This window comes from Kosakonia sp. H02 (assembly GCA_030704225.1).
Classification (GTDB): domain Bacteria; phylum Pseudomonadota; class Gammaproteobacteria; order Enterobacterales; family Enterobacteriaceae; genus Kosakonia.
In genome coordinates this window covers 547,501-561,324 of sequence record CP131915.1, presented here as the reverse complement: position 1 = coordinate 561,324, position 13,824 = coordinate 547,501, and the positions used below count along the sequence as shown (strand labels likewise).

Annotated in this window: 15 protein-coding genes; 8 read left to right on the top strand and 7 right to left on the bottom strand. The window is 56.1% G+C overall.

Annotated elements, in window-relative coordinates; all coding sequences use genetic code 11:
• Position 1: 1 nt before the first annotated feature.
• The 5 genes from sapD to pspF all read right to left on the bottom strand — a co-directional run bounded on the left by sapD (position 2) and on the right by pspF (position 5,537).
• The gene (gene sapD, locus Q5705_02665; GenBank protein ID WLI77488.1) at positions 2-994 is read right to left on the bottom strand and encodes a putrescine export ABC transporter ATP-binding protein SapD; all 993 of its coding nucleotides are present in this window, start codon (positions 992-994) and stop codon (positions 2-4) included.
• A complete protein-coding gene (sapC, locus tag Q5705_02660) occupies positions 994-1,884 on the bottom strand; it encodes a putrescine export ABC transporter permease SapC (GenBank protein ID WLI77487.1) in 891 nt (296 codons plus the stop codon). Before sapC ends, sapD begins: the two co-directional genes overlap by 1 nt.
• Positions 1,871-2,836: a putrescine export ABC transporter permease SapB gene (sapB, locus tag Q5705_02655; protein ID WLI77486.1), complete on the bottom strand. Its 966-nt coding sequence runs from the start codon at positions 2,834-2,836 to the stop codon at positions 1,871-1,873. Before sapB ends, sapC begins: the two co-directional genes overlap by 14 nt.
• Entirely contained in the window at positions 2,833-4,458 is a 1,626-nt protein-coding gene (sapA, locus tag Q5705_02650; protein ID WLI77485.1) for an ABC transporter substrate-binding protein SapA, read from the bottom strand. Before sapA ends, sapB begins: the two co-directional genes overlap by 4 nt.
• 98 nt (positions 4,459-4,556) lie before the next feature.
• Positions 4,557-5,537 (bottom strand): phage shock protein operon transcriptional activator, encoded by a 981-nt coding sequence (gene pspF, locus Q5705_02645; GenBank protein ID WLI77484.1) that lies wholly within the window; start codon positions 5,535-5,537, stop codon positions 4,557-4,559.
• A 167-nt stretch (positions 5,538-5,704) separates the two neighbouring features.
• On the opposite strand from pspF, the gene pspA reads away from it, so the two are divergent.
• The 7 genes from pspA to tyrR all read left to right on the top strand — a co-directional run bounded on the left by pspA (position 5,705) and on the right by tyrR (position 11,477).
• Positions 5,705-6,373 (top strand): phage shock protein PspA, encoded by a 669-nt coding sequence (pspA, locus tag Q5705_02640; protein ID WLI77483.1) that lies wholly within the window; start codon positions 5,705-5,707, stop codon positions 6,371-6,373.
• A gap of 53 nt (positions 6,374-6,426) precedes the next feature.
• Entirely contained in the window at positions 6,427-6,651 is a 225-nt protein-coding gene (gene pspB, locus Q5705_02635; GenBank protein WLI77482.1) for an envelope stress response membrane protein PspB, read from the top strand.
• Complete coding sequence (gene pspC / locus Q5705_02630; protein ID WLI77481.1) at positions 6,651-7,010, top strand: envelope stress response membrane protein PspC; 360 nt, start codon at positions 6,651-6,653, stop codon at positions 7,008-7,010. The genes pspB and pspC overlap by 1 nt, the downstream gene beginning before the upstream one ends.
• Positions 7,011-7,020: 10 nt before the next feature.
• Entirely contained in the window at positions 7,021-7,263 is a 243-nt protein-coding gene (gene pspD, locus Q5705_02625) for a phage shock protein PspD (protein ID WLI77480.1), read from the top strand.
• Between the two features lie 70 nt (positions 7,264-7,333).
• Positions 7,334-8,731, top strand: coding sequence for a YcjX family protein (locus Q5705_02620; GenBank protein WLI78950.1), 1,398 nt, complete (start codon positions 7,334-7,336; stop codon positions 8,729-8,731).
• Positions 8,728-9,789, top strand: coding sequence for a YcjF family protein (locus tag Q5705_02615; protein WLI77479.1), 1,062 nt, complete (start codon positions 8,728-8,730; stop codon positions 9,787-9,789). The genes Q5705_02620 and Q5705_02615 overlap by 4 nt, the downstream gene beginning before the upstream one ends.
• 146 nt (positions 9,790-9,935) lie before the next feature.
• Positions 9,936-11,477, top strand: a complete 1,542-nt coding sequence (tyrR, locus tag Q5705_02610; protein WLI77478.1) for a transcriptional regulator TyrR — start codon at positions 9,936-9,938, stop codon at positions 11,475-11,477.
• Between the two features lie 43 nt (positions 11,478-11,520).
• Here the strand turns inward: tyrR and tpx are convergent, their stop codons facing one another.
• Positions 11,521-12,027 (bottom strand): thiol peroxidase, encoded by a 507-nt coding sequence (tpx, locus tag Q5705_02605; GenBank protein WLI77477.1) that lies wholly within the window; start codon positions 12,025-12,027, stop codon positions 11,521-11,523.
• Between the two features lie 115 nt (positions 12,028-12,142).
• On the opposite strand from tpx, the gene ycjG reads away from it, so the two are divergent.
• Positions 12,143-13,108 carry an L-Ala-D/L-Glu epimerase gene (gene ycjG / locus Q5705_02600; GenBank protein ID WLI77476.1) on the top strand — a complete coding sequence of 322 codons (966 nt, stop codon included), beginning with the start codon at positions 12,143-12,145 and terminating at the stop codon, positions 13,106-13,108.
• On the opposite strand, the gene mpaA is transcribed toward ycjG, so the two are convergent.
• The gene (gene mpaA, locus Q5705_02595) at positions 13,099-13,812 is read right to left on the bottom strand and encodes a murein tripeptide amidase MpaA (GenBank protein ID WLI77475.1); all 714 of its coding nucleotides are present in this window, start codon (positions 13,810-13,812) and stop codon (positions 13,099-13,101) included. The two genes, ycjG and mpaA, sit on opposite strands and share 10 nt — an antisense overlap.
• Positions 13,813-13,824: the final 12 nt, after the last annotated feature.

Genomic DNA, 13,824 nt, shown 5'->3' with positions numbered 1-13,824 from the left:
CTCACTCACTCTCCATATTCAGCGGGAAATGGCAGGCAAACAGGTGATTTCGCGGCCCTGCAAGCCGTGGCGTTTCAATGCATTTACGCTGCGCGTAAGGGCAGCGCGGCCCCAGACGGCAACCAATCGGCAATTGCTCCAGCAAAGGAATCGCGCCGGGCAGGGTATTAAGCCGGCTTTTATGGGGCATCGCGCTGCCAAAATCCGGAATAGCGCGAATGAGCGCCTGTGTATACGGATGATGCGGCGTACTGATCAAATCTTCGCTCGGCGCGGTTTCCACCGTCTGACCGCAGTACATCACGTTGATGCGATCCGCCCATTTGCTCAGCATTTGTAAGTCATGGCTGATCAAAATAATGGTGGTGTTGTTGTTCTGATTAAGCCGGTCGAGCAGGCGGAAAATCTGCGCCTGGGTAGTCGGCTCCATAGCGTTGGTCGGCTCATCGGCAATCAACAGACGCGGCTGGTTTGCCAGCGCGATGGCAATCATCACTTTCTGGCATTCACCTTCCGTCAGTTCATAGGGAAAACTGCGCATCGCGTCTTTATGATCTTTGATACCCACCCTATGCAGCAATTCGATGGCGCGGCGTTTCCGCCAGCCGAAGCGCTGCCACCAGTTTCCTTTCCAGGTCCAGCCGGGGATGTTCTGCATCAGTTGTTTGCCGACCCGCTCGGAAGGATCGAGACAGGATTGTGGCTCCTGGAAAATCATCGACACGTTATGGCCGAGCAGTTTGCGCCGCTCGCGGGCGGACAGGCGCAGCAGGTCGATATCATTGAAACGCATCCTGTCCGCCGTGACGCGCCAGTTATCCTTGGTGACGCCACAGATTGCTTTCGCAATCAAACTCTTGCCTGAGCCTGATTCGCCAACTAACCCGCGAATTTCGCCCTCTGCCAGCGTCAGGCTGACACGATCGACCGCTTTCACCCAGTTTTCACCGGTTTTTACTTCAATCGTCAGATTACGAATATCAAGAAGCGGCATTATTCCACCCCCGCCGTAATTGCGCGGCGGATCCCATCGCCCAGCACGTTAACCAGTAAAACACTTATCATAATCGCCGCGCCCGGTAACATCACCGTCCACGGCGCGACATAAATCAGCTCCAGCGCGTCGCCCAGCATTGCGCCCCATTCCGGGGAGGGAAGCTGCGCGCCAAGGTCGAGAAAACCCAGCGCGGCGATATCCAGAATCGCCATCGATAACGCGCGGGTAATTTCTGTCACCATGCCAGCGGTAATGTTCGGCAGAATGGCGAACCACAGAATATTCAGGGTTGATGCACCATCAAGGCGGGCGGCCACCACATACTCTTTTTCCAGCTCATCATGCACCAGGCTGTAAACCGAGCGCACCATGCGCGGCAGCAGCGCCAGCCAGACCGCAAACATGGCGTGCGACAGATGTGGCCCGGCAAAGGCCACGACAATAATCGCCAGCAACAGCGTCGGTAACGACAATAACGTATCGAGAATATGATTCAGCACCGCCGAGCGCAGGCCATGCGTGGCTCCCGCAAACACTCCAAGCGCCAGGCCGCACAGCGTTGCCGCCAGCGTGACGACAAACGCACCGCCCACGGTGGGGGCCGCGCCGCTCAGCAGGCGGCTTAGCACATCGCGCCCGAGATCGTCCGTGCCGAGGAAAAACGACACATCGCCGTAGCGCGACCAGGACGGCGGTAAAAGCTGATAGCCGAGGAACTGTTGGTCAATGCCGTAGGGGGCAATCCAGTGGCCAAACACGCACAGGAGCAGCAACGCCCCGCAGCCATACAGGCCGATCATCGCGGTGGTATCGCCATAGAACTTACGCCACGCGTTTCGCAGCGCGCCGGGCGAGCGTTTTTCGCTATAGACGCTATCGTAAGGCATACCATTCCTTATGTTTCAATGGGTTCGCCAGCGCACCCAGGATATCGGACAGCACGTTGATAATAATGACCAACGAACCGATGACCATCACACCGGCAGAAATCGCCGCGTAATCCTGCTGGCGGATGGCGTTAATCAACCAGCGCCCAAGCCCTGGCCAGCTAAAGACCATTTCGGTGATCATTGCCAGCGTCAGCATGGTGGAGAATTGCAACCCCAGGCGTGGGATCACCGGCGGCAGCGCGTTATGTAATACATGGCGACGCAAGATAGTGAAGCGCGAAAGCCCGCGGGTTGCCGCCGCTTTAATATAATTTTTGTCGAAAACATCAATCGTGCTGATACGCATCAGGCGGATAACTTCGGTGGTCGGCGCAACCGCCAGCGTCAGCACCGGCAGCACGACATGGCGCAGGGCGCTTATTATCATCTCTTCGCGCCACGGCGAATCCGAAAGCCAGGCGTCAATCAACGAAAAACCGGTGACGGTTTTCACTTCATACAGCAGGTCAAAACGCCCGGAAACCGGCAACCAGCCGAGATCCAGCGAAAAAAACAGTGTCAGCAACAGCGCCAGCCAGAAAACCGGAATTGAAAAACCGAGTAGCGCGACGGCGCTGATCAATTTGTCCTGCCATTTGCCGCGCATCACACCTGCCAGCATCCCCACCGGAATGCCGACCAGCAGCGCAGAGCCAAACGCCAGGATGCACAGCTCCATGGTCGCCGGGAACACCTGTTTAAGCTGCTCGGAAATTAACTGCCCGTTAATGCTGGAAACACCAAAATCCCAGTGCAGCACGCCGTTAAACCAGAACACCCAGGCATTCCACAGCGTCGCGCCCTGTAACGGCGCATGGGGCGTAAAATAGCTCAGGCTAAAGCCGACAAACGTCAGCAAAAAGAGCGTCACCAGAAGCAGCAGCAAACGGCGCAAGGTAAAGATAATCATGGCGGTGATACCTCTTGTTTCTCTCGCGAGACACCGGCAAAAGAGGCGCTGCCAAACGGGCTAAGCACCAGACCTTTAATATCGTAACGGTACGCCTGCAAGCGCAGAGAAGAGGCCAGCGGTAATACTGGCAATTCACGGGCGAGGATCTGCTGCGCGTCGTCATAATCATCAATGCGCGAGGCAAGCTGTTGTGAGGCCAGCGCTTTTCGCAGCACATCGTCGAACTCACGATGGCACCAATGGGCAAAATTGGTCTGTGAATTAATGGCGGCGCAACTGAGCATTGGGCGAAAGAAACTGTCCGGGTCGTTACTGTCCGTCGCCCAGCCAGTCAGGGTTAAATCGTGATTCATGTCCATCAACCGCGCTTCCTGGAAACGGCCTTCCACCGGCACGATCATCACTTTAACCCCGACCTGCGCCATATCCGCCTGGATAAGCTCGGCGGTTTTCAGCGGGCTGGGGTTCCACGGCTGAGAACTGGTCGGCACCCATAATTGCAGCGTCAGGTTTTCCAGCCCCAGCGCTTTCAGGCGGTCGCGTGCTTTTTCGGGATTGTATTCGGTAATTTTCGCTTCGTTGTCATAGGCCCATGACGCGCGCGGCAGAATAGAGGCCGCCGTTTCTGCGGTGCCGTAATAAATTGATTGCATCAGCCGCTGGTTATTGATCGACAGCGCCAGCGCGTGGCGAACTTCAGGGTTATTCAGCGGTGGTTTGTTGGTATTAAACGCCAGATAGGCGATGTTCATCCCCGGGCGCAGCGTCAGGCGCAAACGTGGGTCATCACGCAGGATCGTCAGCTGGCTGGCGGCGGGCCAGGCCAGCACATCGCATTCTCCGGTTAACAATTTTGATAAACGGCCTGTGCCACCTGAACCCAAATCAACAACCACTTGCTGCATCAAGGGCCTACCGCGCCAGAATTTTTCGTGACGCTGTAACCGAATGTACTGTCCGGCGCTGTATTCATCCAGTTGATAAGGCCCGGTGCCAACCGGCTGGCGATCGAGCAGTTCCTGTTTATCGACTTTCGCCAGCTCTGCGGCATATTCCGCCGACATCACCGAGGCATAGTGAGTGGCGAGATGCCATAAAAACGACGCATCCGGTTTCTTCAGGCGAAACTCAATGGTGCGGTTATCCAGCTTACGCACGCTGTCGACGGAATCGGCAAATTGCAGGCTGTCAAAATAGGGGAAGTTGCTGCCATTAACGTTATGCCACGGGTGGTTACGGTCGAAAATGCGCTGGAAGGTAAACACCACATCATCGGCATTCAGTGTGCGGTGGGGCGTAAACCACGCGGTGCGCTGAAAATTAACGCCATCGCGCAGGCGAAAGCGGTACGTTGCGCCGTTATCCAGCACCTCCCAGCTTTCCGCCAGCTCCGGCACCAGCCGGTAGGTGTAGGGATCGACATCCAGCAGGCGGTCATAAAGCTGCGCCGCCAGGGTATCGACAATCAGCCCGCTGCTGGCTTTTTGTGGGTTAAAGGTGCTCACCTGGCCGTTAACGCAATAAACAAAACCGCTTTCACGGATATCCGTCGGTGCGGGCAGAGGAGCAGCCTGGGCAAGGCTTGCAGCGAGTAGCAGGGAAGAGAAAACCAGACGCATGAGTTTTTCAACGAGTTTAAATTGATGTGCAAAGTGTATCGCACTTACCTGGGCTTCGTACAAAAGTCTGCTAACGACTGCTGCTATTGTCGGCGATTTCAACTGATTTGGTGCTTTTTAAGCAGCGCCCGCAACTGGTGATAGGTTAAACCCAACAGTTCCGCCGCCCGTTTCTGGTTGAATTTTGCCTGTTGCAGGCTGCTTTGCAGCAGCACTTTTTCCTGATCAAACTGGAACTGGCGCAGATTAAGCGGCAGTGATGGAGTCGTCGCATTTGCCGGTTCGCGCTGCGCTTTGGCAGGCGCATCGCGCTGAAACGGATCGAGAATAATGTTCTCAAGCGGCGTTTCACTGCTACCGTGGCGATACACCGAGCGCTCAACCACATTTTTTAATTCGCGGATATTGCCCGGCCAGGAATAGTTCATCAGCACATCGCGAGCCTGTTCCGTAAAACCGGGAAACAGCGGCAGGTGTAATTCGCGGCACATCTGAATAGCGAAGTGATCGGCCATTAGCATAATGTCAGTCTGGCGCTGGCGCAGCGGGGGTAACAGCACGACATCAAAGGCCAGCCGGTCAAGTAGGTCGGCGCGGAACGTGCCATCCAGCACCATCTGCGGTAAATCGGCATTGGTAGCGCACACCAGCCGCACATTCACCTGCAAAGGCTGGCTGCCGCCGACGCGCTCCAGCTCGCCATATTCAATGACGCGCAACAGCTTTTCCTGCACCAGCATCGGCGCCGTCGCCAGTTCATCGAGAAATAGCGTCCCGCCATCGGCCCGTTCAAAGCGGCCAGGGTGGCGTTTTTGCGCGCCGGTAAACGCCCCGGCTTCATGACCGAACAGTTCCGTGTCGAGCAGATTTTCATTCAGCGCCGCGCAATTAAGGGATATAAACGGCCCCTGCCACCGGGAAGAGAGATAGTGCAAACGGTTAGCAATCAGCTCTTTACCGGTCCCGCGCTCGCCAATAATCAATACCGGTTTATCAATCGGCGCCAGGCGCGAGACCTGTTCCAGCACTTCTATAAAGCTGTTGGCCTCGCCGAGCAAGTTCTCTTTATGTTCTGACATGATTAAATTCGCCACTTGTTAGTGATATTAACCACTCTAGCTTAAGTTATCGTTGCGGTAAAATTATTCATCTCTTTTATAATCAATAATATAAAAAGTTGGCACGAAGTTTGTAATAACCAGACAGCAGGGCCTGGCCCGATTACAGAAATCAAGAGGAACGAATTATGGGTATTTTTTCTCGTTTTGCCGACATCGTGAACGCCAACATCAACTCGCTGCTGGAAAAAGCAGAAGATCCACAAAAACTGGTGCGTCTGATGATCCAGGAGATGGAAGACACGCTGGTCGAAGTCCGTTCGACTTCAGCCCGCGCGCTGGCGGAGAAAAAACAGCTGACTCGCCGTATTGAGCAGGCGAGCGCGCAGCAGGCCGAATGGCAGGAAAAAGCCGAACTGGCGCTGCGTAAAGAGAAAGACGATCTGGCGCGGGCAGCGCTGCTTGAGAAACAAAAAGTGACGGCGCTTATCGACACGCTGGAGCAGGAAGTGACGCTGGTTGATGAAAGCCTGGCGCGCATGAAAAAAGAGATTGGTGAGCTGGAGAATAAACTCAGTGAAACCCGCGCTCGCCAGCAAGCGCTGACGCTGCGTCACCAGGCGGCCAGTTCTTCTCGCGATGTTCGCCGTCAGCTTGACAGCGGCAAAATGGATGAAGCGATGGCACGTTTCGAATCTTTCGAGCGTCGTATCGACCAGATGGAAGCGGAAGCCGAGAGCCATGGCTTTGGCAAACAGAAATCGCTGGATCAGCAGTTTGCCGACCTGCAAGCGGATGATGAAATCAGCGAGCAACTGGCGCAACTGAAAGCCAGAATGAAACAGGACAACCAATAATAAATAGCGGCGGCATCAGAAGATGCCGCACGTCATCCCTGTAAGGAGTACACATGAGCACGCTTTTTCTGGCTATACCCCTGACACTTTTCATCCTGTTTGTTTTGCCGGTCTGGTTATGGCTGCACTACAACAACCGCACATCGCGCGGCGAGCTTAACCAGAACGAGCAGCAACGGTTGCTGCAACTGTCTGACGAAGCAACAAGGATGCGTGAACGCATTCAGGCGCTGGAAGATATTCTTGATGCAGAGCATCCGAACTGGAGAGATCGCTGATGGCTACCCTCAATCTGAATAAAAAATTATGGCGTATCCCACAGCGCGGTAAAGTGGGCGGCGTCTGTGCCGGTATCGCACAATACCTTGATATCAAGGTAAAAATGGTACGCCTCCTCGCCATACTGGCGATGTGTTTCGGCCTGTTTTTCTTTGTGGTTGCCGCCTATATCGTGCTGTTTTTTGTGCTCGATCCGCTGCCGGAAAACTACACTGAAGGTGAAGTGCCACCCAGCAGCAGCGAGCTACTGGATGCCGTAGACGCCCAACTTGCCGCCGGAGAATCACGCCTGCGGCAGATGGAGCGTTATGTCACATCCGATACGTTCTCGCTGCGTAGCCGTTTTCGTCAGCTTTAAGAGGTAAACCATGAATCGACACTGGCAACAGGTAAACCGCAACGTTAAACCCGGCCTGAAGATTGCCGGAAAACTGGTGTTGCTGACCGCGCTGCGCTACGGCCCGGCGGGTGTGGCGGGCTGGGCGGTGAAATCCGTTGCCCGTCGACCGGTCAAACTGCTGCTGGCCTTTGCGCTGGAACCGTTACTGAAACGGGCGGCGAATAAAGTCTCCCGCCGCTTCAACAAAAAGCCTGACAATATCAGGCGTTGATAATTACGTAGCCGCCCACATCTCGTACACTGTTTGACACTTCCGGACTTCAGGGCGCATACGCATGGCGATGGATCGATTTCGAAACGAACTGAACGCGCTGGTCAACCGCGGCATGGACAGGCATTTACGTCTTGCGGTGACCGGCCTCAGCCGCAGCGGGAAAACCGCATTTATTACCGTACTGGTCAATCAACTCCTCAATATTCATACCGGATCGCGCCTGCCGCTGCTCAGCGCAGTGCGCGAAGAGCGCTTGCTGGGCGTTAAACGCGTCCCGCAGCGTGATTTCGGCATTCCCCGTTTTACTTATGATGAAGGGCTGGCACAGCTCTACGGTACGCCACCGGTGTGGCCGACGCCGACGCGCGGCGTCAGCGAAATCCGCCTGGCGCTGCGCTTTCGCGCCAAAGACTCGCTGCTGCGCCACTTCAAAGAGACCTCCACGCTCTATCTAGAAATTGTCGATTACCCCGGTGAATGGCTGCTGGATTTGCCCATGCTGGCGCAGGATTACCTGAGCTGGTCACGGCAGATGACGGGGCTGTTGCAAGGGCCGCGTAAAGCCTGGTCGGAAAAATGGCGCGCGCTGTGCGCCGGGCTTGATCCGCTGGCGCCCGCCGATGAAAACCGTCTGGCGGACATTGCCGCTGCCTGGACGGACTACCTGCACCAATGCAAACACGAAGGGCTGCATTTTATTCAGCCGGGGCGTTTTGTTTTGCCGGGCGATCTGGCGGGCGCGCCAGCGCTGCAATTTTTCCCGTGGCCGGATGTCGACGGCACCGGCGAAGCAAAGCTGGCCCAGGCAGGTAAACACACCAACGCCGGGATGCTGCGCGAGCGCTACCATTACTATTGCGACCACGTCGTTAAAGGCTTTTATAAAAATCACTTCTTAAAGTTTGATCGTCAGATTGTGCTGGTCGACTGCCTGCAACCGCTGAATAACGGCCCGCAAGCTTTCAATGATATGCGCCTGGCGCTGACGCAATTGATGCAGAGTTTTCACTACGGGCAACGAACGCTGTTTCGCCGCCTGTTCTCGCCGGTTATCGACAAGCTGCTGTTTGCCGCGACCAAAGCGGATCACATTACCGTCGATCAACACGCCAATATGGTCTCGCTGCTGCAACAGCTGATTCAGGACGCCTGGCAAAATGCCGCGTTTGAAGGTATCAGCATGGATTGCCTTGGGTTGGCATCCATTCAGGCGACACAAAGTGGGCTGATAGAGGTGAATGGCGAAAAAATTCCGGCGTTACGCGGTCACCGATTAAGTGACGGTTCGCCGTTAACCTTTTATCCTGGCGAAGTACCGGCGCGCCTGCCGGGCCAGGCGTTCTGGGACAAACAAGGGTTCAGCTTTGAGGCCTTTCGCCCGCAGGTGATGGATGTCGATTCACCGCTGCCGCACATTCGTCTGGACGCCGCGCTGGAGTTTTTAATAGGAGATAAATTGCGATGACCGAGCCGTTAAAACCGCGCATCGATTTCGCCGGGCCGCTGGATGTGCAACACCCCGAGCAGTACAAACAGGCACAAACCTTTGATGAATTGCAGGCCGATCAATTCGCTCCGGTTAGCGTAGATGCCTTGCCGGATGACGGCCCGGCCGAAGCGGTAGTGGACGCCGCGCTGCGCCCAAAACGCAGCCTGTGGCGCAACATGGTGACCGCCGGGCTGGCGCTGTTTGGCCTTAGCGTGGTGGGCCAGGGCGTACAGTGGACGATAAATGCCTGGCAGACGCAGGATTGGGTCGCCCTCGATGGATGTGCTGCTGGCGCGCTCATTATCGGCGCGGGTGTTGGATCTGTTGCCAGCGAGTGGCGGCGGCTGTGGCGCTTACGCCAGCGTGCGCAGGAACGCGATGAAGCGCGCGACCTTTTGCACAGCCACGGTACGGGCAAAGGACGGGCATTTTGCGAAAAACTGGCGCAGCAGGCGGGGATCGATAAATCCCATCCGGCGCTGCAACGCTGGTACGCTGCCATTCACGAAACCCAGAGCGATCGCGAAATCGTGAGCTTATATGCCCACCTGGTACAGCCGGTACTGGATGCGCAGGCGCGGCGCGAGATCAGCCGATCGGCGGCGGAATCAACGCTGATGATAGCCGTCAGCCCGCTGGCAATGGTTGATATGGCATTTATCGCCTGGCGCAATCTGCGTCTGATTAACCGCATCGCCACGCTGTACGGCATTGAACTGGGGTATTACAGCCGCTTACGCCTGTTCCGGCTGGTGCTGCTGAATATCGCGTTTGCCGGGGCCAGTGAACTGGTGCGCGAAATCGGTATGGACTGGATGTCGCAAGATCTGGCGGCGCGACTTTCAGCCCGTGCGGCGCAGGGCATTGGCGCCGGGTTATTGACCGCCCGTTTGGGGATTAAAGCCATGGAGCTGTGCCGACCACTGCCCTGGCTGGAGGATGACAAACCCCGGCTGGGGGATTTCCGTCGTCAATTAATCGCTCAAGTGAAAGAGACGCTACAGAAAGGGAAATCTTCTCAAGCCGGTGGCTGAAAAAGCGGCGTTGCGTGCTTACCTTTACAGCGCTGCGCCGCTTTTTTCGCCACACTGTCAATATTTGTTGACAGATACCTTCCTGCCAGCCGGGAAGTGGCATATTATTCTTTCATAACGTGAATGAATAAAGGGTGAAGATTCCCATGCGCCTCGAAGTTTTTTGTGAAGACAGGCTTGGCCTGACACGTGAATTACTGGATTTGCTGGTACTGCGCGGTATCGATTTACGTGGAATAGAGATTGACCCTGTCGGACGTATCTACCTCAATTTCGCCGCGCTGGAATTTAACACCTTCAGCAGCCTGATGGCCGAAATCCGCCGCATTCCGGGCGTTACCGATGTCCGCACGGTGCTGTGGATGCCCTCCGAACGTGAGCATCGCGCCATGAGTGCGCTGCTGGAAGCGTTGCCGGAGCCGGTGCTCTCTCTGGATATGAAAAGCAAAATTGAGCTGGCGAACCCGGCGAGCTGTCAGCTTTTCGGCCTGCATCTCGACAAGCTGCGTAACCACAACGCCATTCAATTGATTACCGGTTTCAACTTCCAGCGCTGGCTGGATGGCAACCCGCGACACTCCCATAACGAACACCTGGTTATCGGCGGGCAAAATTTCCTGATGGAAATCACGCCGGTGCACCTGGAGGGGGAAAGCGGTGAACCGGTGTTGACCGGCGCGGTGGTGATGCTGCGCTCGACCGCACGGATGGGCCGCCAGTTGCAAAATATCAGCCAGCAGGATGTCAGTGCGTTCAGTCAGATTGTCGCCATCAGCCCGAAAATGCGCCAGCTGGTTGAGCAAGCGCGCAAACTGGCGACGCTGACTGCGCCGTTATTAATCACCGGCGATACCGGAACCGGCAAAGATTTGCTGGCCCATGCCTGCCATCTTGCCAGCCCGCGCGCGGCAAAACCGTATCTGGCGCTGAACTGCGCCTCTATCCCGGAAGAGTCGGTGGAAAGCGAACTTTTCGGCCATGCGCCGGAAGGTAAAAAAGGCTTTTTCGAGCAGGCGAATGGCGGCTCGGTGTTGCTGGATGAGATCGGCGAAATGTCGCCGCGCATGCAGGTGAAATTATTGCGTTTCCTTAACGACGGTACATTCCGCCGCGTGGGTGAAGATCATGAAGTACATGTTGATGTACGGGTGATTTGCGCCACGCAGCGAAACCTGGTCGAACTGGTTCAAAAAGGTCTGTTCCGCGAAGATCTCTATTATCGCCTGAATGTGTTGACGTTAAATCTGCCGCCGCTGCGTGACCGTCCGCAGGACATCATGCCGCTGACGGAACTGTTTGTTGCCCGTTTTGCCGATGAGCAGGGCGTACCGCGCCCGAAACTGTCGCAGGATCTCCATCATTTGCTGACGCGTTATAGCTGGCCGGGAAATGTGCGGCAGTTGAAGAACGCCATTTATCGCGCGTTAACGCAGCTGGAAGGTTATGAATTGCGGGCGCAGGATATTCAGTTGCCGGATTACGATGCCGCGACCGTGTCGGTGGGTGACGATGCCATGGAAGGTTCGCTGGACGACATCACCAGCCGTTTTGAGCGTTCGGTTTTGACGCAGCTTTATCGAAATTACCCCAGCACGCGTAAACTTGCGAAGCGCCTGGGCGTGTCGCACACCGCGATTGCCAACAAGCTGCGGGAATATGGTTTAAGCCAGAAGAAGAGCGAAGAGTAACGTGTTGCCGGAGGGCGGCTGGCGCCTTCCGGCCTACATTTTATCAACCTTTCAATGCTTCCAGCGCTGCCGTGTAATCCGGCTCGTTGGTGATCTCGTTCACCAACTGGCTGAAGACAACATTGTCGTTTTCATCAATCACCACCACAGCGCGAGCCGCCAGGCCTTTCAGCGCGCCGTCAGAAATCCCTACACCGTAGTTATCAAGGAAATCCGCGTTACGCAGCGTAGAAAGGGTGATGACGTTGCTCAGACCTTCCGCGCCACAAAAACGGGATTGCGCAAACGGCAGATCGGCGGAAATACACAGCACCACGGTGTTGTTCATTTCGGTCGCCAGTTGGTTGAATTTACGCACGGATGCTGCGCAAACACCGGTATCAATGCTCGGGAAAATGTTCAGTACTTTGCGTTTCCCGGCGAACTGGCTCAGCGCCACATCAGAGAGATCTTTCGCCACCAGCGTAAACGGCTTCGCTTTTGTACCCACCTGCAAAATAGCGCCTGCAACCGGAACCGGGTTGCCCTGAAAATGAACGAGTTGTGACATATTATCTTCCTGTTTACATATAGTTAACGTCGGCGCTAGTGTATGACACCGGCGGAGATCACGGCAAACCTATTTTCGTATCTATACTGGTTTACATTCCGTCAGAGGAGCGAGCATGAGAAACGTCAACGTTTATGAGGAAACATGGCCGCTGCATACACCGTTTGTGATATCGCGCGGTGCCCGCAGTGAAGCAAGAGTGGTCGTGGTCGAGCTGGAAGAAGACGGGATTAAAGCGTCTGGCGAATGCACGCCGTATCCGCGCTATGGTGAAAGTGAAGCCTCCGTAATGGCGCAAATCATGACGATAGTGCCGCAACTGCAAAACGGCCTCAACCGGGAAGAGTTGCAAACCCTGTTACCGCCTGGCGCGGCGCGTAACGCGGTGGATTGTGCATTATGGGATCTGGCGGCGCGAAAAGCGCAACGCACTCTGGCGCAATACACCGGCGTTGAACTCCCAACAAGCGTGACCACCGCACAGACCGTGGTTATCGGCACCCCGGAACAGATGGCGGCCAGCGCGGCAGCGTTAAGTGAAAAGGGCGCGAAACTGCTGAAGATTAAGCTCGACGATCATCTGATAAGCGAACGGCTGGTCGCGATCCGCGCGGCGGCTCCCGGGGCGACACTGATTGTGGATGCTAACGAAGCGTGGCGCAGCGAAGGGCTGGCCGCGCGCTGTCAGTTGCTGGCGGATTTGGGCGTGGCGATGCTGGAACAGCCGCTGCCTGCCAACGACGATGCGATGCTGGCGAACTTTATTCACCCCTTGCCGATTTGTGCCGATGAGAGTTGCCACACGCGGGAAAGCCTGAAATCTCTGCATGGGCGCTACGAGATGGTCAATATCAAGCTGGATAAAACCGGCGGCCTGACCGAGGCGCTGGCGCTGGCTCAGGAGGCATCAGCGCAGGGGTTTTCATTAATGCTCGGCTGCATGATCTGTACATCCAGAGCCATCGCGGCGGCGTTGCCTCTGGTTAATGGCGTGCGTTTTGCCGATCTGGATGGCCCGACCTGGCTGGCGGTGGATGTCGAGCCCGCGTTACGCTATTCCACCGGCACACTTCATCTTTGAGGATCCCAGTGCAGCAGGGAAGTCATTGCGGCCAGGTATTTTTCACTGGCTGCATCAGACGAGACCGGCGGGAACTCAACGGTAATACAGTGCAGGTTGATATCTGCACACCAGCTACCGAACGAACCCGGTGTCTCGTAACCAACGCTGGTCACCAGCGGCAGGGAAAAGCCGTCTGATAACCACTTTCCGAGGGCGCTTTCACGCGGGTCTTCCACACAGGCCAGCGGATCATGAAACGTCACTACCCATGCCGGATGAATACGGTGAATCAGCTGACACAACGCCTGAGTTTCCGGCTCCGAACCTGGCGCATCGCCGGTTTGCAATACCACATCGCGTTCTTCCGCAGCACTGTTCCAGCGATAAACCGTGTCGCCGGACTTCCAGTTCGCCGCCGGAAAGTTGCGATTGAGATCGACGCCGTTCGCATTCGCGCGTAAACCAAGCTGGCAGCCATCCGGGTTGACCGCTAACACCACATGATGATGGCGCAGATCCGGGGCGAGCGTGCGCAAGGCGCAGGAGAGCGTGACAACCGCCGCATTTTCATCCCCATGCGTACCAGCGATGATCAACCCGCTTTGGTGCGTGGCGAGCGGGGCCGGGAACCAAATCAGCGGCGCGCCTAACAGTGAGCGGCCAAACTCTTCACTCCCGTGGGCAAAAACGCCCCGTAGCGCGCGTGGACGTGTGACAGTCATGGTTTTTTTCCG

Bases quoted from the DNA above. Each gene is read 5' to 3' on its own strand.
- pspD (WLI77480.1), top strand. From the start codon at position 7,021: ATGAATCGACACTGGCAACAGGTAAACCGCAACGTTAAACCCGGCCTG.
- Q5705_02615 (WLI77479.1), top strand. From the start codon at position 8,728: ATGACCGAGCCGTTAAAACCGCGCATCGATTTCGCCGGGCCGCTGGAT.
- mpaA (WLI77475.1), bottom strand. From the start codon at position 13,812: ATGACTGTCACACGTCCACGCGCGCTACGGGGCGTTTTTGCCCACGGG.
- tyrR (WLI77478.1), top strand. From the start codon at position 9,936: ATGCGCCTCGAAGTTTTTTGTGAAGACAGGCTTGGCCTGACACGTGAA.
- Q5705_02620 (WLI78950.1), top strand. From the start codon at position 7,334: ATGGATCGATTTCGAAACGAACTGAACGCGCTGGTCAACCGCGGCATG.
- sapB (WLI77486.1), bottom strand. From the start codon at position 2,836: ATGATTATCTTTACCTTGCGCCGTTTGCTGCTGCTTCTGGTGACGCTC.
- tpx (WLI77477.1), bottom strand. From the start codon at position 12,027: ATGTCACAACTCGTTCATTTTCAGGGCAACCCGGTTCCGGTTGCAGGC.
- pspF (WLI77484.1), bottom strand. From the start codon at position 5,537: ATGTCAGAACATAAAGAGAACTTGCTCGGCGAGGCCAACAGCTTTATA.
- pspC (WLI77481.1), top strand. From the start codon at position 6,651: ATGGCTACCCTCAATCTGAATAAAAAATTATGGCGTATCCCACAGCGC.
- ycjG (WLI77476.1), top strand. From the start codon at position 12,143: ATGAGAAACGTCAACGTTTATGAGGAAACATGGCCGCTGCATACACCG.
- pspA (WLI77483.1), top strand. From the start codon at position 5,705: ATGGGTATTTTTTCTCGTTTTGCCGACATCGTGAACGCCAACATCAAC.
- sapD (WLI77488.1), bottom strand. From the start codon at position 994: ATGCCGCTTCTTGATATTCGTAATCTGACGATTGAAGTAAAAACCGGT.
- sapC (WLI77487.1), bottom strand. From the start codon at position 1,884: ATGCCTTACGATAGCGTCTATAGCGAAAAACGCTCGCCCGGCGCGCTG.
- pspB (WLI77482.1), top strand. From the start codon at position 6,427: ATGAGCACGCTTTTTCTGGCTATACCCCTGACACTTTTCATCCTGTTT.
- sapA (WLI77485.1), bottom strand. From the start codon at position 4,458: ATGCGTCTGGTTTTCTCTTCCCTGCTACTCGCTGCAAGCCTTGCCCAG.